Annotated in this window: 22 protein-coding genes; 10 read left to right on the forward strand and 12 right to left on the reverse strand. The window is 64.3% G+C overall.

Going from position 1 to position 24,749, the window contains the following annotated elements; all coding sequences use genetic code 11:
• Positions 1-16 precede the first annotated feature (16 nt).
• Positions 17-787, reverse strand: a complete 771-nt coding sequence (locus AC6I6L_RS06415) for a DUF4397 domain-containing protein (RefSeq protein WP_497916907.1) — start codon at positions 785-787, stop codon at positions 17-19.
• Between the two features lie 398 nt (positions 788-1,185).
• Here AC6I6L_RS06415 and AC6I6L_RS06420 point away from each other — a divergent pair, with 398 nt between their 5' ends.
• On the forward strand, positions 1,186-1,452 hold the full coding sequence (locus AC6I6L_RS06420; RefSeq protein WP_497916908.1) for a DUF7553 family protein: 267 nt from the start codon (positions 1,186-1,188) through the stop codon (positions 1,450-1,452).
• Between the two features lie 32 nt (positions 1,453-1,484).
• Here AC6I6L_RS06420 and AC6I6L_RS06425 read toward each other — a convergent pair whose 3' ends face one another.
• From AC6I6L_RS06425 to AC6I6L_RS06435, 3 genes are all read right to left on the reverse strand, one after another.
• The gene (locus tag AC6I6L_RS06425; protein ID WP_497916909.1) at positions 1,485-2,615 is read right to left on the reverse strand and encodes an ORC1-type DNA replication protein; all 1,131 of its coding nucleotides are present in this window, start codon (positions 2,613-2,615) and stop codon (positions 1,485-1,487) included.
• A 129-nt stretch (positions 2,616-2,744) separates the two neighbouring features.
• Complete coding sequence (locus AC6I6L_RS06430; protein ID WP_497916910.1) at positions 2,745-2,912, reverse strand: DUF1059 domain-containing protein; 168 nt, start codon at positions 2,910-2,912, stop codon at positions 2,745-2,747.
• Positions 2,913-3,030: 118 nt separating this feature from the next.
• Complete coding sequence (locus AC6I6L_RS06435) at positions 3,031-5,031, reverse strand: MutS-related protein (RefSeq protein WP_497916911.1); 2,001 nt, start codon at positions 5,029-5,031, stop codon at positions 3,031-3,033.
• A 220-nt stretch (positions 5,032-5,251) separates the two neighbouring features.
• Between AC6I6L_RS06435 and AC6I6L_RS06440 the strand changes: the two genes are divergently transcribed.
• From AC6I6L_RS06440 to AC6I6L_RS06455, 4 genes are all read left to right on the forward strand, one after another.
• Positions 5,252-5,695: a hypothetical protein gene (locus AC6I6L_RS06440; RefSeq protein ID WP_497916912.1), complete on the forward strand. Its 444-nt coding sequence runs from the start codon at positions 5,252-5,254 to the stop codon at positions 5,693-5,695.
• Between the two features lie 173 nt (positions 5,696-5,868).
• Positions 5,869-7,725, forward strand: a complete 1,857-nt coding sequence (locus AC6I6L_RS06445; RefSeq protein ID WP_497916913.1) for a PKD domain-containing protein — start codon at positions 5,869-5,871, stop codon at positions 7,723-7,725.
• Positions 7,726-7,835: 110 nt separating this feature from the next.
• Entirely contained in the window at positions 7,836-8,063 is a 228-nt protein-coding gene (locus tag AC6I6L_RS06450; RefSeq protein ID WP_497916914.1) for a hypothetical protein, read from the forward strand.
• Positions 8,064-8,172: 109 nt separating this feature from the next.
• Positions 8,173-8,826, forward strand: a complete 654-nt coding sequence (locus AC6I6L_RS06455) for a type 1 glutamine amidotransferase (protein ID WP_497916915.1) — start codon at positions 8,173-8,175, stop codon at positions 8,824-8,826.
• Between the two features lie 51 nt (positions 8,827-8,877).
• Here AC6I6L_RS06455 and AC6I6L_RS06460 read toward each other — a convergent pair whose 3' ends face one another.
• The 3 genes from AC6I6L_RS06460 to AC6I6L_RS06470 form a co-directional block, all read right to left on the reverse strand.
• Positions 8,878-9,816: a metallophosphoesterase family protein gene (locus tag AC6I6L_RS06460; RefSeq protein WP_497916916.1), complete on the reverse strand. Its 939-nt coding sequence runs from the start codon at positions 9,814-9,816 to the stop codon at positions 8,878-8,880.
• 122 nt (positions 9,817-9,938) lie between these two features.
• The gene (locus AC6I6L_RS06465; protein WP_497916917.1) at positions 9,939-10,778 is read right to left on the reverse strand and encodes a phosphosulfolactate synthase; all 840 of its coding nucleotides are present in this window, start codon (positions 10,776-10,778) and stop codon (positions 9,939-9,941) included.
• A gap of 107 nt (positions 10,779-10,885) precedes the next feature.
• The gene (locus AC6I6L_RS06470; protein WP_497916918.1) at positions 10,886-12,235 is read right to left on the reverse strand and encodes an MmgE/PrpD family protein; all 1,350 of its coding nucleotides are present in this window, start codon (positions 12,233-12,235) and stop codon (positions 10,886-10,888) included.
• Positions 12,236-12,573: 338 nt separating this feature from the next.
• On the opposite strand from AC6I6L_RS06470, the gene AC6I6L_RS06475 reads away from it, so the two are divergent.
• Positions 12,574-13,668 (forward strand): glutamate-cysteine ligase family protein, encoded by a 1,095-nt coding sequence (locus AC6I6L_RS06475; protein ID WP_497916919.1) that lies wholly within the window; start codon positions 12,574-12,576, stop codon positions 13,666-13,668.
• A 37-nt stretch (positions 13,669-13,705) separates the two neighbouring features.
• On the opposite strand, the gene AC6I6L_RS06480 is transcribed toward AC6I6L_RS06475, so the two are convergent.
• Positions 13,706-14,515, reverse strand: coding sequence for a sulfite exporter TauE/SafE family protein (locus AC6I6L_RS06480; RefSeq protein ID WP_497916920.1), 810 nt, complete (start codon positions 14,513-14,515; stop codon positions 13,706-13,708).
• A 135-nt stretch (positions 14,516-14,650) separates the two neighbouring features.
• Positions 14,651-15,220, reverse strand: a complete 570-nt coding sequence (locus tag AC6I6L_RS06485; protein WP_497916921.1) for a DUF6789 family protein — start codon at positions 15,218-15,220, stop codon at positions 14,651-14,653.
• Positions 15,221-15,410: 190 nt separating this feature from the next.
• Between AC6I6L_RS06485 and AC6I6L_RS06490 the strand changes: the two genes are divergently transcribed.
• The 4 genes from AC6I6L_RS06490 to AC6I6L_RS06505 all read left to right on the forward strand — a co-directional run bounded on the left by AC6I6L_RS06490 (position 15,411) and on the right by AC6I6L_RS06505 (position 18,846).
• Positions 15,411-16,910, forward strand: a complete 1,500-nt coding sequence (locus AC6I6L_RS06490) for a receiver/sensor box histidine kinase (RefSeq protein ID WP_497916922.1) — start codon at positions 15,411-15,413, stop codon at positions 16,908-16,910.
• A 123-nt stretch (positions 16,911-17,033) separates the two neighbouring features.
• Positions 17,034-17,918 (forward strand): ATP-dependent sacrificial sulfur transferase LarE, encoded by an 885-nt coding sequence (gene larE, locus AC6I6L_RS06495; RefSeq protein ID WP_497916923.1) that lies wholly within the window; start codon positions 17,034-17,036, stop codon positions 17,916-17,918.
• Positions 17,919-18,132: 214 nt separating this feature from the next.
• Positions 18,133-18,489, forward strand: coding sequence for a hypothetical protein (locus AC6I6L_RS06500; RefSeq protein WP_497916924.1), 357 nt, complete (start codon positions 18,133-18,135; stop codon positions 18,487-18,489).
• 219 nt (positions 18,490-18,708) lie between these two features.
• The gene (locus AC6I6L_RS06505; RefSeq protein ID WP_497916925.1) at positions 18,709-18,846 is read left to right on the forward strand and encodes a hypothetical protein; all 138 of its coding nucleotides are present in this window, start codon (positions 18,709-18,711) and stop codon (positions 18,844-18,846) included.
• Positions 18,847-18,953: 107 nt separating this feature from the next.
• On the opposite strand, the gene AC6I6L_RS06510 is transcribed toward AC6I6L_RS06505, so the two are convergent.
• The 3 genes from AC6I6L_RS06510 to tatC form a co-directional block, all read right to left on the reverse strand.
• On the reverse strand, positions 18,954-20,720 hold the full coding sequence (locus tag AC6I6L_RS06510) for a nitrite/sulfite reductase (RefSeq protein ID WP_497916926.1): 1,767 nt from the start codon (positions 20,718-20,720) through the stop codon (positions 18,954-18,956).
• Between the two features lie 392 nt (positions 20,721-21,112).
• Positions 21,113-23,257 (reverse strand): assimilatory nitrate reductase NasA, encoded by a 2,145-nt coding sequence (gene nasA, locus AC6I6L_RS06515; protein ID WP_497916927.1) that lies wholly within the window; start codon positions 23,255-23,257, stop codon positions 21,113-21,115.
• A gap of 341 nt (positions 23,258-23,598) precedes the next feature.
• Positions 23,599-24,627 carry a twin-arginine translocase subunit TatC gene (tatC, locus tag AC6I6L_RS06520; RefSeq protein ID WP_497916928.1) on the reverse strand — a complete coding sequence of 343 codons (1,029 nt, stop codon included), beginning with the start codon at positions 24,625-24,627 and terminating at the stop codon, positions 23,599-23,601.
• Positions 24,628-24,749 lie beyond the last annotated feature (122 nt).

Raw genomic sequence — 24,749 nt, forward strand, 5'->3', positions numbered from 1 at the left:
GTCCCGCCGTACCGCGTTACTCCTCGTCGCTCATCGGGCCGTCGACGGAGATCTGGACCGTGAAGTCCCGACCCTCGACGCCCTGGGGCGGTTCGAGATAGCCGATCGCGTTCGCCGTGTACGCCATCCCCAGTTCGAGGTCGACGTCGAAGGAGGCGACGGTCGTCTCCGGATCGCCGGCGGGGGTGACCGAGAGCGTGTAGCTGCCGGCGGGGACCGGAACGTAGTCCGTCGAGCCGCCGAATTCGACGTTCTCGAACAGCGGTTCGCCGTCCGCGAGAACGTCCACGGCGGGCGCATCCGGTGAGGCGTGGAGGAGTCGAACGAGTGCGGAGCCAGCATCGACGAGGATTTCGGGGCGGAAGGTTCCCGCGCCGAGTTCGCCGATCGCCGCGACCGTGTAGAACGCCGGGCCGACCTCGACGTCGCCGGAGAACGCGACCGTCTCCGGATCGCCGGCCGCCGTGATCGTGACCGTGTACGTGCCCGGTTCGATCTCGAGATACGGCGAGACGTCACCGTAAGCGACGTCCGCGAGCACGCGATCGCCCTCGACGTAGACGTCCACGTTCGGAGCGTCGGGCGAGAAGTGAGCCACCCGAACGGCCGCGCCGTGGACGTCGAGGGGTTTCCCGTCGTCTTTGTCGTCTTTCGCCGGCTTCTTGTCGTCTTTTTTCGCGCGTTCGTCGTGTTCGTGTTCGCCAACGGCGAGGACGGTTCCGCTCGCGGCGGTCAGTCCACCAGCGACACCCATCGCTTTCAGCGCAGTTCGTCGTGATACTGGCATGATGCGATCGAGAGGGAGGACCAGACGAATAAATAGCCGCCAGACCGTCTCAGACCTCATTCCAGCGTTTCTCTCGGGCGATTCGAGTGTACGGCGAACCTGCTCCCGGAAGGCCGCTCGTACGGAAATGCGGGTGGTCGGGGCGCGTGTCGGCAGTACCCTCCCGCATCCTGACGGCCAGCGCGTGCCGATGCCGCGTCGTCCGCTGACGGCGAGCGGGTCGTCTCTCGTTCGCTGACGACGAGCAAACCGCGAGGAAACGCGCCCTGTAGCTCGATCCTAGCGCCGTGTAGAAGGAGGATACTGCCGTCGATCGAACGCGGGGGGATCGCCAACCGATCGCACACGTGGCGCGTGCCCGGAAAACCGTTATCCGACGGGCCGAGGTAGCCGAGCGCATGACCGACCGCCTCCAGCAGGCACGCGACGACCTCGAAGAAGCGGCAAAGTCGGCGGACGACGACGTCCGCGAGGACATCCGCGAGACGACCGACGCTTTTGCCGACTACGTGATGAGCGACACCGAACCGGACCACGCGCTCCTCGACGAACGGCTCAACACGCTCCGACAGGTCAAAAAGAACGCCGACGGGAACACCGAATCGAAGGTCGAGAGCGCGATCGAATCCGTCGAGGCCTATCGGAAGACGATCGAGCAGGCGTAGACCCAGGGCTGTTCTGCAGGCCGACTGGACGGTTACTCGAGGCGATCGAGCACCGCGTCAGTCTCGTAGGCCAGTGACAGCGATCGCGAGCGACCGCGGCCGTCGACGTCGGCGTAATCGGCGTCGATCAGCCCCAGCTGGTCGAGTTTGTTGACGATTTCGGAGTAGCGGGTGTAACCGAGATCGGTCCGATCGTGGAACGCTTCGTAGACGTCGCCAGCTTGATCGCCGTCGTTGTGGGCGATGACCTCGAGTAAGGCCCGCTCGGTGTCGGTCAGGTTCGAGAGGCTACGGGAGAGGGAGATATACTTGGACTTCTCGTAGGCGTCTTCGACATCCTGCATCTCGACGGTCCGACTCGCACGCATTTCGGCGTTGAGTCCGGCCCGTCGCAGGAGGTCGATCCCAACGCGGAGGTCGCCGCTCTCGGCGGTCAACTCGGCGACCCGTTCGAGCGTCGATCGAGCGATGACGCCGTCGTGGAAGCCGCGTTTGACCCGTTCGTCGAGGATCTCGACGATCTCGGGCTGGTCGTAGACCGGGAAGTAGACGTCTTCCGGCCGGAAGACGCTCTGGACGCGAGAGTCCAGTTCCTCGATCACGTCGAGGGCAGGATCTGAGGAGACGACGACGACGCCGATCTTCGCGCCGGGGTACTCCTCGTGGGCTCGCAACAGCGAGTACAGCGTATCGGAGGCCTCGTTCTCGTAAAACAGGTAGTTCACGTCGTCGAGTGCAACGACGAGGACGCGATCTTCCTCGACGAGTTTCTCGGCGATCTGGCCGAACAGTTTCTTGAACGAGATACCCGACGACGGCGGTTCGTAGTCGAAGGTCCCCTCGAACAGCCGAGAAAACACCGAGTACCGGGTCGAGTTGACCTGACAGTTGACCCGGATCGTCCGGACGTCGCTCGTCTGGGCCCCGACCTCGTCGTAGAGCTTCTGGATCGACGTCGTCTTTCCCGTCCCGGGCGGTCCCCGCACCATCACGTTCAGCGGCCGCGACCCGCGCACCGCCGGCCGGAGCGCGTACGTCAGACTCCGGGTCTGTTCCTCGCGGTGTTTGAACGTCTCGGGAACGTAGTCGATCTCGAAGACGTGCTCGTTTTTGAACACGGATTCGTCCCACGACAACATCCCCTCGCTGGGGTCGTCTGCCATTACTTTCACCACGCTGTCGAAGCTACTTAGTTGTTCGTAGCGTTACGGGTTTCGGCCGGCACACGGCCGCCCCTGCCTGCGTACGTTTGGACGCGACATACAGTCGGGGTCGGTTGCACCAACTGCAACTCACGCGATCTCGATTCGCTCCATCCCGCGGTCGATGTCGGCCGGATCGATCCGCCCGCCGTGGCTCACTCGGGCGTGAGCGCGCACCAGTCGTCTCGCCTCGTCGCTGCTACTCGATCGGAGCATGAACTGACAGGACCCCAGCGGACACTCGAATTGGTATGCCATACCAGAACACTGGTCGCGTTCCGGGGTAGCTATTGCACTTGCACAATCCTGTCGCCCGGAAGCCGTCAGGTCGGCGGCGGGAGGGGGGGACACACGCCCTCCGACGTCCGGCGGACGCTCACTCGAACTTCTCGAGCAGCCGATCGTAAAACGACGCCTCGCGCTCGCCGGCGAGTTTCTCGACGATCAGTTCCGGCGTCGATCGAGCCAGGTGGTCCTTGACGGGCGATCGGTTCACCTCGAGTTCGCCGTCGACCAGGCCGACGGCCTCGATCCCGTCGATCGTAACGGGGTAGTCGGCCATCTCGCGGATCTCGCCCGCCAGGTGGGAGACGAAGACCGCCGTCGCACCGTTTTCGGAGAGGGCTTCGAGGATGCCGGCGATGATCTTCGCGCTGGCCCCCGGTTCGGTGATGCTCTCGAGTTCGTCCACGAGGACGAGCGATCCCTCGCCGCCCGCCGCGAGGTCGGCAAATTCCCGGACCGTCGTCTCGAACGCTCCGGCGTCGAGGGTCCCCTGGCTCTTGGCGTGGTAGTGGAGGTCGTCGAACCGCCGGAGTTCGACGCGCTCGGCGGGGACCGGGAGTCCCATGTGGGCGAGGACGACCACGCTCGCGACGAGATCCAGCGTCGAGGTCTTCCCGCCGCTGTTGACCCCCGAAAGCAGTGCGACGCCAGAGACGTCGTAGTCGACAGGGTCGATCGCGGCGAACGGTTCGTTCAGCAGCGGCGACCGTCCGCCCTCGATCGCAAAGCCAGCGGGTTTCCCTGAATCACCGTCTGCTGTCCAGACGAACTCGGGCATCGTACACTCGTACTCGCGGGCAAAGCGCGCGATCGCGAGTTCGACGTCGAGTTCGAGCGCGTCCCGCACGAGTTGGCGGGCCCCTTCCCGCTGGTCGGCGAGATCCGACGCGAGGTCGCGTTTGAGCCGCCCCGCGCGTCGCTCCTTCGCGGCCGTGAGTTCCTCGCGGAGCCGACCGATCGCGTCCTCGTCCCGTTCGACCGGAAACGTCGGTTCGTCGCTGAACGCCCGGCGGGCGATCTCGGACTCTCCCTGATCGAGATCGATCGCCTCGATAAGGTGCTCGCGGGCGGCCTCGACCGCCGCCGCGTATTCGTCGGCCAGTTCCCGCGAGAGCAGGGAGTCGACGCCCGCGCCGCGTTCGACCAGCGAGAGGAGGTCAGCCCCTTCGATCGTCACGTCCTGTTCGCGGATCGCCTCCCGCAGGCGATCGTTCGCGACGCTTTCGGCCGTCCCCGCCGCCGCGTCGAGATCGTCCACGGCCGTCGTCAGCCGATCGAGTTCGTCGTCGCCCGCGACCGTTCCGTCTTCGTCGAGCCGCGAGAGGCCGTCTTCGAGCGCGTCGAGGTCACAGACCGGATCGAGGTCGGCCGCGCGGTGGACCTCGATCGCCGCCCGCAGCCGATCGCGGTTTCGGGCGAAAAAGGCCAACGGGCGTTCGGGGACGATTTCGGCCGGGTTCTCGAGCGCGTCGGGGCGAACCTGAACGTCGCCGTCGACGGTGACGCCGGCGAACGATTCGTCGAGGGCGATCACCGTCGCGTAGCCGCGAGCGAGTTCCGCGAGGCCCTGGGCGTCCTCGACGACCTCGACGGAGAGTTCTGGAATCGCCTCGCGGGCCTCGCTGTAGCGCTCGGCGTCCGTCGTCGCCAGACAGCGCTCTCGGACCCGAACGTCGCCCGGCGTCGCGAGCGGCTCGACGCCCTCGAGTGCCTCGAGGACGGCCTCGTCGTAGTCCCGGTCGACGGCGTCCGCGGCGAAGGCCTGGACCTCCTCGATGCGCGATCGGCAGGGACTGGGATAGATCGTCTCGATTCGCTGGGCCGCGTAATCGGTGACGGTGCGCTCCTGCAAGAGGCCGAGCACCGCACGGTAGACCTCGCGGGCGCGATCGGTCGCGAGAAACCCGCCGGGATCGTCGTGGTCGCGGCGGATCGCCCCGCGTGCGATGCGGGCCGCTCGCCCCTGGGACAGGCCGGGGGCCTCGGCGATCCGCGCGACGTCGCCCGTGCGCAGCGCTCGTTCGGGCTCGTCGAGTTCCGACAGCGCCCGGGCAGTCTTCTCGCCGACGCCCGGAATCGACTCGAGGTCCATGCTTCGTATCCGCCGTATCCCAGCGAAGCGAGAAAAAGCTCCCGCCCGACGAGAGGCCGTGCACCCGATCGGATAGGTCGAAGTAGCGTGGCAGTGTTGGACGGAGAATTAACGTACGGGCGCGAAGATCAGCGTACGAACGCCTCGAACACAACAGGGAAGGAGCAGACACGGTCCCGGCTATCAAAAAAGTTATAATTCGAACAGTTCACACGAAACTATGAGCGCGCTCTCGAGGCTGACAGCGTGGGTCGGTCTTGGTCTACTCGTCCTCGGGGCGTTCCTTCCGTGGGTCGTCGCAAATCCATCGTACGAGCACGTGCCGCTGGCCAAGATTGCAGGAATGGATTCAGGCACGGAAACGTACGGGCTCGTAACCCTCGTACTCGCGGGTACTGCATCGCTCGGAACGCTGGTTGACGATCGACGGATCGGCACCAACGCGTACAGAGCAGGCGTCGGGGCTGTCGCCGTCTGCCTCTCGGTGTGGTTTTTATTCGCCCACTACGGCTGGTCAGGTATCTTTATCGCGGGAATTGGTCCGTACGTCACGCTGATCGGCGGACTCGTCCCTCTGGTGGTAGAGCGTCGAACCGTCGTCTTACTCCCCTTCAGGCTCTATGACCGATTCTCCACTCTCCCGACGCGATGTGATCGCCGGTGACTGTCATACGGTGTACTGTAATTCGTTACCGATAATCGTTCGACTGGGAAAGCGATCACCGACAAAACGGTACAACGATCCGTATAAAAGGACAGGAGGCCTGCAGTGGGACGATCGGCGCGGACCTGTCGGCCAGTAGGACTATCAGTTCGGTCGGCCCACTGCCAGTATCGATGGGAGGAGGGCAACGCGAGGGTGGCAGCGAGGAACCGGAACTGGAACGAATCGACGGAACGGGCTGGATCGATCGACGAACGATGCTGAAAACGGCGAGCGTGACACTCGCCGGGTCCGCCATCGCCGGAGTCGCGAGTGCCGGCCGTGTTGATCCGGAGCCGGAACTCGTCTTCGAGGATCAGCAAAGCGACGGGACGGCACTGACGATCGCGCGGGTTGGAACCGACGTAGACGCGTTCGTCGTGATCGGTCGGGACGGCTTTGCAGACATCGTCGGTGACCCGCAGCGACGACTCAACCTGGCTGCGGGAGACGTCGTGGAGAACGCCGACCTGACCCCGGAAAACTCGCCCCTCGCCGCCGGAGAGCACGAACTCACCGCGACGCTCCAGGAATCGAACGGCTCGACACTGGCCCGGGAGACGGCGATCGTCGAGGTCGAAAATCCGCCGGAGCGCATCGACGGCATCGAGCAGACGCTCGTCGACGCCGATCCCGAGAGCGGATTCAACTATCCATACTACCTGTACGCGCCCGACGCGCTGGTGAGAGAGGGTGAAGAACCGGACGAGAAACCCGTCCTCGTCGAACCTGTCAACACCGGCACGTCCGACGACGACTTTGAAGTACACAGGGAAGCCGCCCAGCGCATACACGACTCCAGAATGTGGCTTGCAGATCGGATCGGAGTCCCGTTCGTCGTTCCAGCGTTCCCGCGGCCGGGAAACGACCCCGTCGACTGGACGCACTACACGCACGCCCTCGACGACACCACGCTGGGGATCGACGACGGGCCGTTAGAACGGATCGACCGGCAGATCATCCGGATGGTCGAGGACGCCCAGGACCGCCTTCGTGACCGCGGGTATCCCGTCCGAAGCGGCCAAAGGGACGTCATCTTGAACGGCTTCTCGGCGTCGGGGAACTTCGTCGATCGGTTCGCACACCTCCACCCCGATCGCGTTCTCTCCGTGACCGCCGGCGGACTGAACGGGATGCCTCTGTTGCCCGTCGAGACGGTCGACGGCGAAGCGCTGCCGTTCCACGTCGGCATCGCGGACGTCGAGAAATTAACCGGCGAACCGGTCGACACCGACGCCGTGAGCGAGGTGAACCAGTTTCTCTACATGGGTGCGGAGGACGACAACGACACCATTCCGTACGACGACGCGTGGACCGACGACGACCTCCGCCAACTCGCACTCGACGTGTACGGGGAGGATATGATCAACGATCGGTTCGTCCGCTCACAGGAGTTGTACCAGAACGCGGGCGTCGACGCGCAGTTCCGCGTCTACGAAGACGCCGGCCACACGCCGCGTCCCGCCGCCGACGATATCGTGGAGTTTCACCGGCGAAGCATCGAGGGCGAATCCGTCGACGAGTTCAGACAGCGCCTCGTTCCGGAGGTGGCGTTCAGTGCAACGCCGGAGTCACCGTCAACCCGGGATGAGGTGACCTTCGACGCGAGCGAGTCGGAGACGGGACGGCTGGGAATCGCCGCGGCCACCTGGGACTTCGACGACGGCGCCACCGCGAGCGGAGAAACGACGACCCACCAGTTCGGTGATCCGGGAGAGTACGCCGTCGAACTGACGATCGTCTTCGACGACGGCAGCGAGGAGACGGTCACCGAAGACGTAACCGTCGGAGAGGCGAGCGAGGCGGACGCGACCGACGATGCAGAGACGACCGAGACCGACGATGCGGAGTCAGCAGCTAGTGACGACGGGGGAGACGACAGCGGGTCGGAGGATGCCGTCCCCGGATTCGGCGTCTTCGGAACGATCGCCGGGACCGCTGGTGCCGGATACCTCCTCAAGCGGCGACGCGGCGGCAACGGGAGCGACTAAATGGTAGTTCCGATCGTCCTCCGCAGTGATCGAAACCGCGGTCACGCGCCCATCCGATCGCTTGCGCGCTCCGGCGGACCCGTTATCCCGTCGGCCCCCGTAGGACAGGTATGGTACTCAAAAAGCTCCTCGGCTCCCGAGCGACCCGATCGCTGACCGTCCTCTCGGTGCTCTCGGAAGCGAAACAGTCGCTCGATCGGGGCAAAAACGCGCGAGCGGTGTTGCTCCTCGGCGTCGCCGTCCTCGCCTGGAAGTGGACGATCATCGGCCTGGCCGCACAGGGGCTTCTCAAGCTGGTCCGGCCGGGTGAGGGGTCGTCGGGATCGAAGACCGCCTGATCGGTCGAAACTCGGCTTGCAATTCGCGTGTTCGACGGTGCTGACGCCGCGCCGGACTCGACTCGCCGGTCCGGTAGCGTTTTTTCCGATCGCGCTCGAATACAGAGCGATGGGAGCGCCGACGCTGGTCCTCGTCCGCAACGAGGTCGACTCGGAGGCAGAATACCACTGTGATGCCCTCGCAAGCTACTTTCCCGACGCCCGAGAGGTTGACTATCCGGCCGGCGAACGCCCCGATCTCGATCGCGCCGAGGGCGTGGTCCTGACGGGCTCGACTGCGGGCGTCTACGAAGTCGACGAGCGCCCGTGGATCGACGACCAGCAGCGACTCGTCCGGGAACTGATCGATCGCGAGATACCCACGCTCGGCGTCTGTTTCGGCCACCAGGTGGTCAACGCGGCGCTCGGCGGAACGGTCGAGCACGTCGGCACGACCAGCCGTCCAGTCTCGGCCGATTTCGCGGACGACCTCCTCTTCGATGGCGTTTCGACGACCGTACCCGCCGTCCACGGCGACGTCGTCACCGAACCGGGTGAGGGCCTCGAGGTGATCGCCTCGACCGACTACTACGAGGCCTTCGGCACACGCCACCGGGACGCGCCGCTGTGGACCGTCCAGTTCCACCCCGAGTTCACCGTCGCCCTCCGCGATCGACTCGCAGCCGACTTCGGCTGGACCGACGGCGAATGCGGCTTCGAGGCGATCGATGTGACGGCCGTCTTCGAGAACTTCAGGGCGATCGTCGCGGGCGATACCCCCTGACCCGCGGGCGACTCGCGTGGCTGGGAACCCCGGCGTTCACCGGGGAGACTGTCACGCGAAGTCGTCGACCAGCGGAAACGTCGCAATCTGGGCCGCCGAGAGCAACACGCGGTCTTTCTCGTAGCCGTGTGCGACCGATTCGACCATTCCGTCGCCGTCAGTCAGCGGCACGAGTCGGACGACCGTCCCCTCCCGATCGGTCTCGAGGACGAGCAGCGCGTGCGGGAACGACGACACCGCCGGGACGGTGAGTTCCGTGACGCCGTCGGCGCGCTCGATCGCGGGGAAGTGAAGGTGCCCGGTGACGACCAGTGCGACATCGTGGGTCACGAGGAGATCCACCAGCGGCTCCGGGTTGGAAAAGCCGGGGACCTCGCCGTTGACCGGTAACTCGTTCCCGTAGCGGGTGTAGAGGTCGCCCGTCGCCGGCAGATTGTGATGAATCACGACGATGGAGGCGTCGGTGTCTGTGGTGGTCAGCGCGTCGTCGAGCCACATGAGTTGTTCTGCGTCGACGCGACCGTCCCACGTCTCCGCCGGCGAGTCGGGGCTTGCGGCGTGGCTGTTCAGGCCGAAGACGGTCAGGTCGCCAAACCGGATCTGAAACGGCAGCCCGCCGGGCGTGTAGCGTTCTTCGAAGCCCGAGATCGGGAGCGACGCGCGCTCGTCGAACGTCGTCGGAAAGTCGTGATTGCCGGGGACCGCGACCGTCGGCGGCTCGAATCCGACGAGGTCGTCGAACAGGTCGAATTCCTCGGGAACCCCGTTGCGCGTCAGGTCGCCCGCGACGACCACCCCGTCGATGTCGCGCTGGTTGACCGCCGTGACGGCACCGCGGAGGTGGCGTTCGGTCCGGTGGAACACCTTCCACGTCCCCGTCGCATCCGTCGCGAGATGCACGTCCGAAAGGACGGCGATTCGGGTCGGCTCGGTCGCGATCGGGCGATCGAGTCGGGCGAGAAGCTGACCGGCGTGCGGTCGAACCGTCATGGACGAACCCAACGAGGAGGAGATGGGTAATAGTAGTCATGCCGTCACGCGCCGTTTCTTTGTCTCGCTGGCGTCAATCGTTCCGGCGCGCCCCTCGACCATCAGTCGCCTGTTCACGTCCATCAGTCGTCGCCGTAGCTCGCGATCCGTCCCCAGGTCGACTTCTTGCCCCACAGGCCCGATCGCATACACTCGAGTTCGACGATCTGGGAGTTGTCGACGAAGAGATTTACCTTCGGGCCGAACTGCTTTACGTACCACTCGAACACCGCGGGGTCGGCGGCCTCGAAGACGCAATTCTCGACGCCGAGTCCGTTCGCGATCTCGAACGCAACGTCGGTTCGCCAGTCGCGGACCTGCTCGGTAATTCCCTCCGACTCGACCATGATCTTGTACGCGCCGGCCTCGAGATGGCGCTTTCCTTCCTCGATCGCGCTCGTCGGATCGATCGTCGTCTCCGACTCGAGTTCCTCGACGCTCGAAGCGCCGCCGGCCCCGAACTGGACGTTGATCTCCGGCTTCGCCTTCAGGCCGTGATCGCAGACGAGTTCCGTCAGCGCGACCAGATCGTCGGTATCGATCGCGAGAAATCCGCTCGAGATTTCGACGATATCGAAGCCGAGATTCGCGGCTTCCTCGACGTAGCGATCGACCTGATCGTAGTCCCGAATCAGCACGTGTTCGATGAACCCGCCGGTCGACACCTGCACGTCGTGGTCGTGGCAGATCTCGATCAGTTCCCGGACGACCTCCTCGGGCATCAGCGCGAACGACCCGCCGGAGAACTTGTAGATGTCCACATACGCTCCCATCGTCTCGAGGATGTCGCGCAGTTCGCGCGGTCCCATCGGGTCGTAGTACGGACCGCGAATCTCGGTGAGTCCGTTCTCCCGGGGTTTTCCCTCGCGTTCGTTGACCTGCAGAAAGTCGAAGGCGCGATCGGACTCGTGATCGTCGGACATGGACACAGCCACCACGAGCACCACCAAAACGGTAACACGCACGTTAGTAGCGGCGACGGTCAGCCGAGTGAGGTGGTCAGGTGGCAGTCAGCCGAGTGAGGTGTCGATCAGGCGAGTAAGGTCGTCAGATCCGTAACCTCGTGGTCGTCGATACTCCGAATCGTCTCGAGAAGCGACGCCCGGCGTTCGTCGTCGATGTGCCCATCGGTGACAGTCTCGAACTTCTCCTCTAAGCCGTCCCAGCCGATCGGGTTCCTGGGATGGCCGCGGAAGGCCTCCTTCTCGACCCGATAGGTCGTGCCGTCGTCCATCGTCACGTCGATGACGGCGGGCATCTCGCCCGCCTCGAAGCGCTCGGTGAGGACGGGGTCCTCGGTGACATCGACGATCCGCAACAGGTCCTGGACATCGTCGCGTCGGATGCGCTCGGGGTCGTACTGTGCGAGTGAAAGGTCGCGGTCGAGCAGCGCAACGGCGAGCATGTACGGCAGCGAGTGATCCGCCTGCGCCCTGGTCTCGACCTCGTATCGGTTTCCTTCGCCACCGCCGATGATGAGCTTCGCGCCGGCGAACGTCTCGAGTTTGATTCCCGCGACCGTCGCAGGGTCGAGGTCCTCTCGTTCGGCTAGTTCGATGATCCCCTCGACTGCGGACTGGGCGTAGGTTTCGGCAACGTACCGTTTCGTCATCACGTCGTGGACGCGCTCGCCGGGCGTCAATTCGACTTCGAACGGGCCGGAGATCACGTCCTGCCAGCCCTTCTGTCCCTCGAAGAGCGTCCGCGGTCCGGAAACACCATTTGCGGCGAGCATTGTCGAATAGACCGCGTTACGCGCTGCGTTCGCCGATGCGAGACCCTTCCACTCGTTGATCTCCCCGGTCCGGGTCACGCGAAGCGCGTTGTGTGCGGTCCCTGCGATCGCGATCGCGTTCCGCGTCTCCTCGAAGTCGAGTCCGAGGAGTTTCGACGCGCCTGCCGCGGCCGAGATGACGGTGTGGGTGACGTGGTCGAATCCCTTGTCGCGAACCGGAGCCTTCCAGGCGAGTTCTCCCTGTATCTCGTAGGCGATCGCCAGCCCGGCGAGCAACTCCTCACCGGCGGCGTCGGCGTACTCCCCCGCGGCGAGGACGGCAGCGGTGTTGTCGCTCGGGTGGGGCGTCTCCCCGGGCGCGAGAAACGAGTCCATGTAATCGAGATCCCTGACGAGCGCGGTGTTGTGCATCGCGGCCTGGACCGGCGACGCGCTCGCATCCCGTCGCCAGAGCGTACAGGGGCCGCCATCGTCGAGGGCGGTTACCGTCCGTTGGACGGCTCGCGGCGGCTCCGCGCCCTCCGCGGCGATCGCGATGCCGATCGAGTCGAGCAGCCGACCGGTGAGCGCGTCGCGTACGTCCGCAGAGAGGTCGTCGTACTCGGTCTCCTGGACGAATCGGGCGAACGTCTCGGTCGTGGTCATAGGCGCACGTCCACGAGCGCGGTGAAACGTTTTGGCGTGGCCGTTCCATGCCGAATCGGGTCGAAACGAACCGGTGTTTGGCCGAGCGACGCCACGAATCCGCGTCCCCAGTCCCAGGAGCAACCGATCGCGAAGGCCGGCGGGTAGGCGGGTATCGCAGCCGGGGCCGAAGCTGTGGCCGTCGACCGAACGCAAATAGCGCAGGCGGGTGCAGGCCGGAGCGATTCGACCGAACGCACCCGAATCCGGCCCGTGGACCGAGGAAGTCGGTTTTCACCGATCGACTCGATCGAATCGGTCGAACTGACGGGACAGTCAGCGGCCGCCGGACGCGAGCTATGAACATCAGCATCGAAGTCGAGTACTGGGTAATCGATCTGGACGGACGGCTCGCGCCGGCTGACGCGCTCACCGGCGTCTCTGAGCAGACCGTCGAGGAGTTCGTCGAACCGCTGCTCGAACTGAAGACGTCACCCTGCGAGTCGATCGAGGAGCTTCGGCGGCAGTTCCTCGAGGAACTCGACGCGGTTCTCTCGCGAGCCGACGAACTGGACAGGCGACTCGTTCCCCTCGGAACCCCCATCAACTGCGGCGGGATCGAACGACGCTCCGGCGAGCGGGGCCGGATTCAAAAACAGGTCGTGGGGTCGGACTTCGAGCGAGCGAAATACTGCGCGGGGACTCACATCCACGTCGAGAAGCGAAACGTCACCGACCAGCTCAACACGCTCATCGCGCTGGATTCGGCGCTCGCACTCGTCAATTCGTCGCCGCACGTCCAGGGCGATCGCGTCGCGAACGGGGCGCGAGCCGACTGGTATCGCAAGCACGTATACGAGGAGTACCCGAAACACGGACAGCTCTGGGCGTACGTCGAGAACGTCGGCGAGTGGCACCGCCGCCTGGAACGCCGCTACGAGGAGTTCGAGGAGGCCGCGATCGAAGCGGGCGTCGACGAAGCGGCAGTCGAGGAGCACTTCTCGCCCGACGACGTGGTCTGGACCCCGGTTCGGCTCCGAGAGGCGATGCCGACCGTCGAGTGGCGATCGCCCGACGCGGCGCTTCCGAGCCAGCTCCTTCGGCTAACCGACGAGCTCCGGTCGATCATGGAGCGGATCCACCATACGGACGTCCAGATCGACGACCAGTCCGGCAGCGATCCCGGTCGCGTCTCGAGTGCGGAAGTTACGCTCCCCGACTTCGACACTGCCTGTGATCTGGCCGAAGGTGCCATCTACGAGGGTCTCGAGAACGACGACGTCAGCGGATATCTCGATCGAATGGGGTTTTCGGTCGACGACTACCATCCGATTTCGACCCGGATCGATGGGCGGGAGTACGTTACGCGCGGAGACGCCCGCGAGCTGCGACTCGAGTACGCCAGCGCACTCGAAGCCGAGGTCGACGCCTTGCTCGGGACGGTCGAGTTCTGAGCAAACGATCGAACTCGCGTCTCGCCTCGCGAGTCGGTCAGATGAGGCCGGTGATGAACGCGAGTCCCATGCCGACGAGAACGACCGCCGTCAGCAGCGGCAAGTAGGGCGTGTACTGTTCGATCCGCTCGCGGTGGTGTTCGTAGCCGGCGATCAACAGCAGCGTCGGCAGGATAATCGCGACGATCACCGCGATCGAGTAGATGAGCATGAGTTCGAGACAGAACGCCGTCCCGACGCAGATCGCCAAAATCTGGATGGGTTCCTCGTGTGCGAACCCGAGCAGCAGGGCGGTCATTCCGAGCGCGGCCAACCCCCGTTCGGCGTGTTCTTCGCTCAAGTGCTGGTGGCCGCCCCCGCCGGGAAGTGCCGAGCGGACGCGATCGAGGATGCCAGCGTCCGGTTCGTCGGCGTGATGGGTGTTATCGTGGTGGTCGTGGTGGTTGTGGCGTTCCACGTCGTGCCCGGAGCCGTCTGTGTCGACGGCGTGGCCGTGATCGTAGTCGCCGTCGTGATCGCCACCGTGGCTGTGATCGTGCTCGTGCGTTCCGTGCCCGCCGTGTCGGTACTCGTAGAGACCGAGTGCGATCAGGAGCGCCCCCGCGACGTAGCGGAGCCACGGGCCCTCTGCGAACTCGGCGAACGTGGCGAACCAGAAGTACGCGAGCACGAGGACGACGCTACTGATCAGATGGCCGACGCCGAGAATCAGCGCAGCCAGAAAGCCGTACAGCCAGCGGCGCTGTCGGTTGAGCGCGTACGTCGCCGCGATCGGCCAGCCGTGGTCGGGCAAGACGCCGTGAACGAACCCGATCAGGACGACACCAGCGACGAGCCCGAGTTCCATACGGACACGGCGGTGGCGGTCACCTAAACAGGTTGTTATGAGCGCGATCGGGCGATCGTAATACGGCTAGCAGAGGTTAACAGCTGCCAAAAGTAGTTATTAACGTTAGATACTGGGCCAGGGGAAGTTGTGAAGTCAGTTTCCGTCGCCGTACTCGTACTCCCGTTCTGGATCCTCGACGCCTTCGGTTCGCGAGCCGACCCAGGCACCGAGAGACAGTCCGTAGACGAGGTGACCGGCGTGAAAGAGCGCGAGTTCGTCAGTGTCGAGTCGAATGTCGAGCAGGTCGTTCAGCATGACCTGCGAGCCGAACGCCGACAGCGCCATCCCGTAGATCATCCCCCAGACGATGCCGCGCTGTTCCGGTTCGATCGATCGCTCGGCGTCCTGAAGGGCAAAGAGGGCACCGAAGAGCGCGCCGGCCTGGACGCCGTACGCGAGGTGCAAGACGAGGCCGATAACCGGATGATCCTCGGGGTCGCCGCCGGAGACGTACTGCGCCCAGAAGTTCGCTGATGGCGGGAGCGATCGCAAAATTGGAAGCCGGAACGCCGTCATGATGACGGTCGCGACGAAACCGGCCTGCAGTCCGCGGGCGGCCGCGCCGGCGGCGTGTTCCGCTCGCGAGCGGCCGTCGGTTTCGTCGGTGTGCCCCTCGGTGTCGGGAAGTGATCGAATCCGGCGCAGTCGGTCGGGTAGAGACATGATCGAGTGAACGAAAGGCTACCACCGGGAGCGTCTTAACGGTCGGGCAGGCTGTTGACGGCACGGACGGTCCCGAAGCGCCGCGAATTATCGGTTAGAAGGGGAAGGTAATCAATCGAAACTCCGGTTTAACTATCAGTAATCGTGCCAATAAACAAATTAGTGTGGACCGAGAACGACCAGCAGACAGATGAGCGAATCGATCCAGGTGCTTCGCGTCCCTGAACAGCGCCTGGAACTCTCGATCGATCCCGCGCGGTCAGATCCTCGCCTTGAGATCGTCTCAGAGACGACTGCAACTGCAGCGCTGCGTCGACTGGAACGGCGACGCGAGTCGATCGACTGCATCGTCGCCGGCTACCGACTCCCCGACCAAAACGGACTCCAGTTTCTCGAAGCGGTCCGGGAGTCTGATCCGGAACTGCCGTTTTTCCTCGTCACCGACGAGGGCTCGGAAGCGATCGCCAGCGAGGCGTTCTCGCTCGGGGCAACCGACTACCTGCGGCCGACGGCGGAGAACGTCTCCGGCGACGAACTGTCCGAACGAGTTATCGATGCCGTCGAGACCCACCGACGGACGGAGCGACTGCAGGCCGACAGCAATCTGCTGGACGAGATTTTCGATCAGGTGCCGATTCACCTGTTCGTCAAAGACACAGAGGGGCGACACCTTCGCGTGAGCAACCACCTCATCGATCGGATCGACCACGAAACGGACGATCTGTTGATCAATTCGTACTGCCGTGACGAGATTCTCGGGAAGATCGACACCGAAATTGCCGAGAGCGATCATCAGTGTGCGGCCTACGCCGACGACAGGCGCGTCATCGAGACGGGCGACTCGATTATTCACAAAGAGGAGTACGCACAGCTTTCCGACGAGTGGACGCTCACGTCGAAAGTGCCGTGGTACGGCTCCGACGGCGAAATAAACGGAATCATCGGAATCAGTACCCGAATCACGGAACGAAAACGCTACCAGCGAGAACTGGAGCGACAGAACGAACGCCTCGACGAGTTCACGAACATCGTTTCCCACGACATTCGGAACCCGCTAAACGTCGCGCAAGGACACCTCGAACAAGCGCGGTCCAACCGTGGCAGTGAGTCACTCGACATCGTCGCTGAGTCCCACGATCGGATCGCCTCGCTCGTCGACGATCTGCTGACGATCGCTCGAGAAGGCGAGGCCGTCACCGAGTTCGAAGCCGTCTCGCTTTCGACCCTGGCCGACCACTGCTGGCGGACCGTCGAAACCGAAAACGCAACGCTGGCCGTCGAGGGGGAGTCCGACGTGTGTGCCGACCGAAGCCGAATACAACAGTTGCTCGAAAACCTGATCCGTAACGCCGTCGAGCACGGCGGACCCGACGTAACGATCACGATCGGGACCATCGACGGCACCGAACGTGAGGCGGGACGTACCGGCACGGGACGAGAGTCGGGTGAGACGATCGGATTCTACGTCGCAGACGACGGTCCCGGCATCCCCGAGACCGATCGCGATCGAGTGCTCGAACGCGGCTACTCGACGGAACCCGATGGAACCGGGTTCGGGCTATCGATCGTGGCCGAAATTGCCAGCGCACACGGCTGGACGGCGACCGTGACCGAAAGCAGCGACGGCGGCGCTCGGTTCGAGTTTACACACGTCGAGGTCGCGCCATCGTGCATCGAGAACGGGTCCTGACGAGCGGCGAGACGCCGCCACGACGCTGTCCGCTCTCGGGTCGTGCGCGATCGAACGACACGGACGGACGAGACACGGGTAGACGACAACGCGCTTTTGCCCGTCCAGTGCGAACGAGGGATCATGACACGGGTCGAGGCGAAACTCGAGGCCGCACGCGCCGACCTCGAGACCCACGACGGCGTGCTGGTCGCGTTCTCCGGCGGGGTCGATTCGAGCGTGGTGGCCGCGCTCGCCCACGACGCCCTCGGCGCGGACGCAGTTGCCTGCACCGCAAAGAGCGAGACGCTACCCGACGCGGAACTCGAAGACGCGAAGCGAGTGGCCGACGAGATCGGTATCCGCCACGAAATCGTCGCCTTCTCCGAACTCGAAAGCGACGATTTCGTCGCGAACGACGACGATCGCTGCTATCACTGCCGGACGATGCGACTCGGCGAGATGATCGAGACGGCACGCGACCACGGTATCGAAACCGTCTGCGACGGGACGAACGCCGACGATCCGGGCGCTGGCCATCGGCCGGGGCTACGGGCGGTCGACGAACTCGACATCTGCTCACCGCTTCTGGATCACGGCATAACGAAAGCAGAGGTCAGGTCGATAGCCAGCCACTACGGGCTCTCCGTGGCGGAGAAACCCTCGATGGCCTGTCTCTCCTCGCGCATTCCGACGGGGCTGTCGGTGACCGAGGGCCGCCTCACGCGCGTCGAGCAGGCCGAGGCCTTACTTCGCCAGTGGGGGTTCGACCAGTTCCGCGTCCGCGACCACGACGGGCTCGCGCGTATCGAGGTCTCGCCCGAGGAACTCGAGCGCGCACTGGAGGTGGAGTTCGTCGAAACCGTCCGTGCGGAACTCACAGAGATCGGGTTCGAACACGTCACACTCGACCTACACGGGTATCGAACCGGCAGTGTCAGCCCGGCAAGCGAGTCCGAACGAGTGCGACAAACCGACGACCCCGTCGTCGAAGACGTCTTCGCGACCGACGCCGGAACCGACGACTGATCGCCGCCGACCGTCCGGAAATTGATCGCGGGCCCTCCCGGAACCCGCGCCGGATTCTCGATCGTCAGAAACCGAGCGGGAAGAGGGCACATTCGTCCAGAATATAACCGCATTCCGCGTCGTGAACCCACCATGGATTGTGTTTCTGAACTTGCGTCCGATAATATTGCACAATGCGATACGGACGTAGCCTTTCCACCAGTATCAGTTATCGATGGACGCCGACGTGCCGCCCGACTGGACGATCGAAGAGTGTCGGACGTATACCCCAGGCCACAGCGATCGGGAGATGGAGTACCGAATCTACCGCCACGAATCGGGCGATCTTCGGGTGAGGGTCGCACCGGCTTCGCTCGACGGCGAAGACCACCCCGGCTATCGACTCACCGTGACGAGCTACCCCGGTCTCGATTTTTCGGAGACGATGCAGGTCAGGACCGTCCTTCGGTTCGAGCGCTGTAACGGAATCGCCGTTCAGTTCATGGATCTGTTCTCGGCCTCCTACGACGGTCCCGGTTCGCTCGAAGACGCGCTCGAGTACGCCCACCACCGAACCCGCGATCACCGGTAGCTCGAGACGTACGAACCGCGAGAATCTAGACGGTAAGGTGCCCGATGAAGCGCAGAACGGTCAGTGACGACGGCTGGAGAACCCCCTTCCTACCGGCGAGGGTACGGGCCTGCCGACAGACACAGTACCGTGAGAGTGTTTCTCAATAACGATCTTTGGTTTTTGATTGTAAAACTATCGTTGCCAAATCCTAAATAGGACCGGTCCCAACGGTCAACTATGACGGAACCAGCACCAACTGATCCAACGGAAGTCGAACAGATCGAACAGAACGACACGCCAGTCTACCTGCCCGGAACGCCGACGCCCTCGTTTATCGATCGGCTCGGACGCGTCCTTCGCGACCTGCTCCGATAACTGGCCTTCGTATTTTTACCCACTGACGACCAGCCCCCCCATTCGTCCGCTCGCTAATTATCAGCCCCGGCATCCTCGATATTCGAATCGAGCCGGATCAGACGGCGTTAGTCGTCCGACGGCGCGACGGATTCCTCACTCGCCGCGGCCGCTGCAGATTCGGTTTCGGCAAAGGGGTACCACGCTTGCTTGCCGTCGGCCATGTACGGAGCCTCGAAATCCGTCTCTTCGGGTTCGCAGAACTCGATGAGCGCCTCGGTACCGGTCGCCTCGACCCACTCGCGGAACGTCTGGCCCGACGAGCGGTGGGCCGCGAACGCTTCGAGCAAGTTTCGGATCGCCCCCGGAGCCTCGTCGGCGGGAACGCGCTGTTGAACCCACTCGACGAACGACGGCTCTTCGCCGATCCCGCCGCCGACGCCGATGTCGAACGCTTCGACCATCTCGTCGTTTTTTCGGGCGCGCATTCCCTGCAGGCCGATGTCGGCCGTCATCGCCTGCCCGCAGTCGGCGGTACAGCCCGAGTAGTGCATCTTGATCGTCTCGATGTCGTCGGGGAGATCGACGTTCGCGTTGAACCAGCGCAGCATCCGCGCCATCCGGGCTTTCGTCTCCGTCAGCGCGAGCGAGCAGAACTCGGTGCCCGTACAGGCCATCGCCCCGCGCTCGAAGACGCTCGGTTCGGGTCGGTACGCCCCGAGCAGGGGCTCGTCGAGCAAGGCGTCTAGTTTCTCGTCGGGAACGTCTACGATCACCGCGTTCTGCCGCCGGGTCAGGCGAACCTCTCCGGAGCCGTACTCGTCCGCGAGGTCTGCCAGTTCGATCGCGTCCTCGGCGGGCATCCGACCGATCGGTACGGAGAGACCGACGTAGTTCCGGCCGTCTCTCTGGTCGTGGACGCCGACGTAGTCGATCGGTCCCTCCGAGGACGATTTGCCGGCGTTGTAGGTGTACTCCTCGCGGAAGTCCTCGCCCGCGGTGTGCATCTCGAAGTCGACGTACTCCTCCTGAAGCGTCTCGCGAATCTGCTCCATTCCCCACTCCTCGGCGAAGAATCGGGCGCGGTTTTTCGATCGCGTCTGGCGGTTCCCATGATCGTGGTAGAGTTCGACGAAGCCGCGACCGACCTCGTAGGCGTTTTCGGGCCGGACGAAGACATCGAGTGGCGTCGCAGCGCGGGGCTTGCGGCCGCCGAGACCGCCCCCGATCCGGACGTTGAACCCGCGGACTTCCTCATCATCGATCTCCTTTCGTGCGGCCTCGAAGCCGATGTCGTTGATCGAATCCTGAGCGGAGCCGACCATGTCGGCGTTGACGCTGATGTTGAACTTTCGAGGCATGTTCGAGAGCACGTCGTCGCCGCGGAGTTCCTCCTGAAAGCGTTCGAGCAGCGGGAGCGTGTCGACGTACTCCTCGACCTTTCCGGCCAGCGCGGGACCGGAGATGTTGCGCATCGTGTCCCCGCCCGCCGATCGGGAGGTGACGCCCGCGCTCTCGAGTGTCTCCCAGACCGCGGGCACGTCCTCCAGTTCGATCCAGTGCAACTGGACGGACTGGCGGGTCGTGAGGTCGATCCAGCCGTTTCCGAACTCGGGGTTCTCGACTGGCCCCTTCGCGTAGTCCCGTGCGACCTCGGCGATCGCACGGAGCTGGCCGGGTTCGAGAATCCCGCTCGCGTTCGTCAGGCGCATCATGAAGTACGACTCCTGCCCGCTGCGGTGGTGGAAGAGTCCCCAGAATTTGAACCGGGTGAACCACTCGTCGTACTCGTCTTCGGGAATCGCCTCGAAGCCCGTCTCGGCAAACTCGAGAATGTGCTCGCGTACCTCGTCGCCGTAGCAACCGTCCTTGTACTCCTCTTTTTTATGCACCATCGGTGACCACCTCAAAACCAATCCAACGATCGTTACGCATTCTCCCTTCCTGCACTCCAAATACACTGCAATTCATATTTTATCGCCACGTGTCTGAACCATATAACGATAATCGTTTACAAAACGCTACTTTTTGGAGTTGCTTTGTCGCACGCGTCGGATGTGCAATCGAATATAGTCTGTATTAGGACGTTCCCGTCGACCCGAACCGGGACAAACTGGAAAATGGGCGGCGAGAAACGCGACGATCGGTGCTCGATCCGCTGCAACCAGCAGCCGGGCGGCAGACAGCTTCCGTCGATGGTCGCAAGAGACACGCGGCGACCGTCAGACCACAGATCGGCGTCGAACCGAATCCGCTCGCGATCGTCGCGGTCAAAAAAACAACGCGGTCAGTCACTTGCTGTCGGGGCGGCGATCGACTGGCCGTGCCGATCGCGTGGCGATGACAGACGGACGGCACACTGCTTGAAGTTGGGCTCTCTCGATCGCGGGTCGACCGTCGGGAGCGTGAGGTCGTTGACCGACGGGTGGTGGATCGGCAGCCAGACCATCCCGTCGGGGATCGATGGATCCGGTTCGACGCGAACGTCGATCGACGCCCGGCGAGAGACGACGCGTCCGTATCGGCGCTCGTCGGAGGCGGCTTCCTCAGTCCCATCGTCGAGTTCCTGGGTGAAGGCCGCCGCGGTCGCAGGACTGACGCGCGCGATCGGCGGCTCCGACTCGCGGGTTCGGACGCCGGTGTTGTACGCGTCGGCTCGGCGCGCGGTCGTCAACGTCAGCGGATACGCCTCGTTGATCGGTTCGGGAAGCGGCTGGGCGTCGGCGCTGGAAAACTGCGCGCGGCCGGTGTCGGTCGGGAACGACCACGACGCCGCCCCATCGCCCCGCTCTCCGGTTTCGGGTGTGGCGTCGCCCTCGTAATACCGGTACCCCCCGGCGACGTCCGGTTCGGGTGCCGGCCAGCGAACCGCAACCTCGACCTCGAGTCGATCGTAACTCAGCCCCGAACAGTCCGCGGGCGTTCCCGCGGTCAGCGCCGCGAACTCGTCGAATACCATCTCGGGTTCGAGCGGCTCGTCGAAAAGGTCCAGAACGAGTCGATCGGCGAGTGCGCCGATCCATTCGAGGTCGCTTTTGACGCCCGCAGGCGTTTCGCTCGCGGAGCGAACACGGGAGATCGTCCGTTCCATGTTGGTGACGGTGCCGTCGGATTCGCCCCACGTCGCCGCCGGAAAGACGACGTCCGCGAATTCGACCGTCTCGCTGCGGAAGGCGTCCTGAACGACGAGGAAGGCGTCCTCGAGTTTGTCGCGCGCTCTGCTCGCATCGGGCAGCCCCGCGGCGGGGTTGGTCGCGACCGCGTAGACGGCCTCGACGTCGTCGCCGATCGCGTCGACGATGCCGACCGGTCCCGGACCGGGATCGTCGGGGAGTCGCGAGCGGGGAACGTCCCACGCCTCGGCTACCGCCTCGCGGTGGGCCGGATCGTCGAACGGACGGTGGCCGGGCCAGCTTCCCTTCGAGGAACAGACTCGCGTCCCCATCGAATTCGCCTGTCCGGTGAGCGAGAACGGTCCCGAGCCGGGGCGCAGGTTCCCCGTCGCCAGACAGCAATCGATCAGCGCGGCCGACGTGGCCGTCCCGTTGACGCTCTGGTTGACACCCATCCCCCAGTAGAGCAGGGTCGGATCGTCGAGGGCGGCGGCGAGTCGATCGACATCCGCAAGTGGGACGCCGGCGGTGGCTGCGGCCTCGGCCGCGTCGGGAAGCTCGTCACGGAGCGCGTCGAAACCGTCGGTAGCCTCGGCGACGAAGTCCTCGTCGACGCGATCGGTTTCGACGACGCGCGCGAGGACTGCACGGGCGAGCGCGAGATCCTTCCCGGGGTCAGGCGAGACGTGATGGTCAGCCACGTCGGCGGTCTCGCTCTCGATCGGATCGATCACGATCAGTTCCGAATCGTCGTCGTCTGCGGACTGGCGGATCCACCGGAACAACACCGGATGCGCGGCTGACGGGTTCGCACCCCAGACGAGGTGTGTTTTCGCGTCAGGGATGTCGTCGTACGTCGGTGGCGGGGCGTCGCTACCGAAAGCGTCGTAGTAGGCGGTAACCGCACTCGCCATACACAGCGTCGTGTTGGCGTCGTAGTACCGCGTCCCGAACCCGCCGCGGGCGAGTTTGCCGAGCGCGTAGGCCGCTTCGTTGGTCTGCTGACCGCTGCCGAGGACGGCGACGCTGTCGCGATCGGTTTCGAGTGCGCGTCCGAGACCCTCGGCGGCGCGTGCGAGGGCGGATTCCCAGGTCGTCGGGACGAGTTCGCCGTCGCGGCGCTCGAGCGGGCGGGTCAGCCACGTCCCGTCGGGGTCCGCAGTTTCGCTGACGCCGCGCTGACAGGCGAGACCCCGATTGACCGGGTGGGCGGCGTCGCCGCGAACGATATCGAGACCGTATCCCTGCTCGACACCCTGTTGAACGTGGCCACAGCCGACCGCACACCGCAGACACGTCGTTGGGACGAGGTCCGTCACGGACGCCACCTCCGTGGGCGGTTCGGGAGAAGACTGTGTGATCCATAATCACACCTTGTGGAGGTCGATTGCGCCGAGATCATCCACTGATTCACAGTATAAGAGAACGTTTGATGTTACTAAACAGTAATCGTTTACAAATCGTTAGCTTTCGTTGCGGAAACGGTGCGGCTCCGCAATGTACGAACGCATAAGAGGGATATAAGGCTGTAAGATCGGCGGCTGAACGAGATCGATCCGGCGGGCGTCCACGGGCCCGCCAGACCGGGACGGATCGGTCGCTGGCGACCGCTCGAGGACCGACCGAGAACGAACACGGAGCCGCGGCCAACCGGGGTCGGCTACTCCCTGCCGACCCACTTCAACACCAGCAGGGTCCCCTCGAACAGGATGATCATCGTGATCGCGACGAGGACGGGTGCCATCATCGTCGGATCGACGGTGAACATAAACGACAGCCCCGCGAATCCCGCCCAGAAATAGAGGCGCTTCTGGGCGAGCCAGCGGCGGGTCGTCACGCCCATCATGATCGCGAGCATGATAAACAGCGGAATCTGGAAGACGACCGCGAGGAAGCCGGTGAGCGTGATGATCAGGTTGAACGTCTCACCGAGCGCGTAGGCGATGTTCGCGCTCCCCTCGGCGTAGAACGTGAAGTACTGGAACAGAATGGGCAGGACCAGCAGGTACGAAAACAGCATTCCGACGCCGGCGAGGATGACGCTCATCGGGACGGCCGCGAGATAGTACTTCCGCTCGTGGGGATACAGCCCCGGGCGCATAAACAGGTAACACTCGTAAACGAACGCTGGGAGTGCGACCATGATCCCGAGCAGCGCCGAGAGCTTGATCCGGGTCAGCCACAGCTCCAGCGGATGGTAGATGTGCGGCGGCGGCACCTGGTCAGTAGTGTACGGAAAGACGTTGAGCCAGATGTGTCCGATCGCCTGCGAGGCCCACAACAGCCCGATCGCGGTCCCGGCGGCACCGACGAGGAGGACGACCGCGAGCCGGAGCACCATCTCCTCGATGTGGTCGGCCAGGGGCATCTCCTCGTCGTCCGGCGGCGTGGAGATGCCGCCGATATCGTCGTCCGGGTCGGGATAGCTCGTCTCGCCACGATCGGGGTCGGGGTGGTCTCCGACCACGCCTTCGCCGTCGGTTCGGGTTTCGTTCGCGGAAGCGTCGGTCTCCGCAATCTCGTCGGTTTCCGGAGACACCTCGGCTTCGACGGGTTCATCCAGTTCCTCGGGATCGGGCGAATGAGAGCCGTCAGGAGTCGATTCGGAATCCGGGATGTGGTCTTCCGAGGAGTCCCGTGGCTCGTCGTGGCTCTCGTCGTCCCCACCTGCTCCCGGCTGGTCCGACATCTATCGAGATATAGATAGGGCGGCGGTTATAGGCCTTTTTCTTACAACCACTCCGGGCAGGTGGCCGGAACACTCGTCTCCAGCCGTCACCACGCGTTCTCTTCCCACACCTCAGCCGTCGG

The organism is Halosolutus sp. DAT137 (assembly GCF_059736405.1).

Coding starts and splice junctions, on each gene's coding strand:
- AC6I6L_RS06415 (WP_497916907.1), bottom strand. CDS start 787: ATGCCAGTATCACGACGAACTGCGCTGAAAGCGATGGGTGTCGCTGGT.
- AC6I6L_RS06420 (WP_497916908.1), top strand. CDS start 1,186: ATGACCGACCGCCTCCAGCAGGCACGCGACGACCTCGAAGAAGCGGCA.
- AC6I6L_RS06425 (WP_497916909.1), bottom strand. CDS start 2,615: ATGGCAGACGACCCCAGCGAGGGGATGTTGTCGTGGGACGAATCCGTG.
- AC6I6L_RS06430 (WP_497916910.1), bottom strand. CDS start 2,912: ATGGCATACCAATTCGAGTGTCCGCTGGGGTCCTGTCAGTTCATGCTC.
- AC6I6L_RS06435 (WP_497916911.1), bottom strand. CDS start 5,031: ATGGACCTCGAGTCGATTCCGGGCGTCGGCGAGAAGACTGCCCGGGCG.
- AC6I6L_RS06440 (WP_497916912.1), top strand. CDS start 5,252: ATGAGCGCGCTCTCGAGGCTGACAGCGTGGGTCGGTCTTGGTCTACTC.
- AC6I6L_RS06445 (WP_497916913.1), top strand. CDS start 5,869: ATGGGAGGAGGGCAACGCGAGGGTGGCAGCGAGGAACCGGAACTGGAA.
- AC6I6L_RS06450 (WP_497916914.1), top strand. CDS start 7,836: ATGGTACTCAAAAAGCTCCTCGGCTCCCGAGCGACCCGATCGCTGACC.
- AC6I6L_RS06455 (WP_497916915.1), top strand. CDS start 8,173: ATGGGAGCGCCGACGCTGGTCCTCGTCCGCAACGAGGTCGACTCGGAG.
- AC6I6L_RS06460 (WP_497916916.1), bottom strand. CDS start 9,816: ATGACGGTTCGACCGCACGCCGGTCAGCTTCTCGCCCGACTCGATCGC.
- AC6I6L_RS06465 (WP_497916917.1), bottom strand. CDS start 10,778: ATGTCCGACGATCACGAGTCCGATCGCGCCTTCGACTTTCTGCAGGTC.
- AC6I6L_RS06470 (WP_497916918.1), bottom strand. CDS start 12,235: ATGACCACGACCGAGACGTTCGCCCGATTCGTCCAGGAGACCGAGTAC.
- AC6I6L_RS06475 (WP_497916919.1), top strand. CDS start 12,574: ATGAACATCAGCATCGAAGTCGAGTACTGGGTAATCGATCTGGACGGA.
- AC6I6L_RS06480 (WP_497916920.1), bottom strand. CDS start 14,515: ATGGAACTCGGGCTCGTCGCTGGTGTCGTCCTGATCGGGTTCGTTCAC.
- AC6I6L_RS06485 (WP_497916921.1), bottom strand. CDS start 15,220: ATGTCTCTACCCGACCGACTGCGCCGGATTCGATCACTTCCCGACACC.
- AC6I6L_RS06490 (WP_497916922.1), top strand. CDS start 15,411: ATGAGCGAATCGATCCAGGTGCTTCGCGTCCCTGAACAGCGCCTGGAA.
- larE (WP_497916923.1), top strand. CDS start 17,034: ATGACACGGGTCGAGGCGAAACTCGAGGCCGCACGCGCCGACCTCGAG.
- AC6I6L_RS06500 (WP_497916924.1), top strand. CDS start 18,133: ATGGACGCCGACGTGCCGCCCGACTGGACGATCGAAGAGTGTCGGACG.
- AC6I6L_RS06505 (WP_497916925.1), top strand. CDS start 18,709: ATGACGGAACCAGCACCAACTGATCCAACGGAAGTCGAACAGATCGAA.
- AC6I6L_RS06510 (WP_497916926.1), bottom strand. CDS start 20,720: ATGGTGCATAAAAAAGAGGAGTACAAGGACGGTTGCTACGGCGACGAG.
- tatC (WP_497916928.1), bottom strand. CDS start 24,627: ATGTCGGACCAGCCGGGAGCAGGTGGGGACGACGAGAGCCACGACGAG.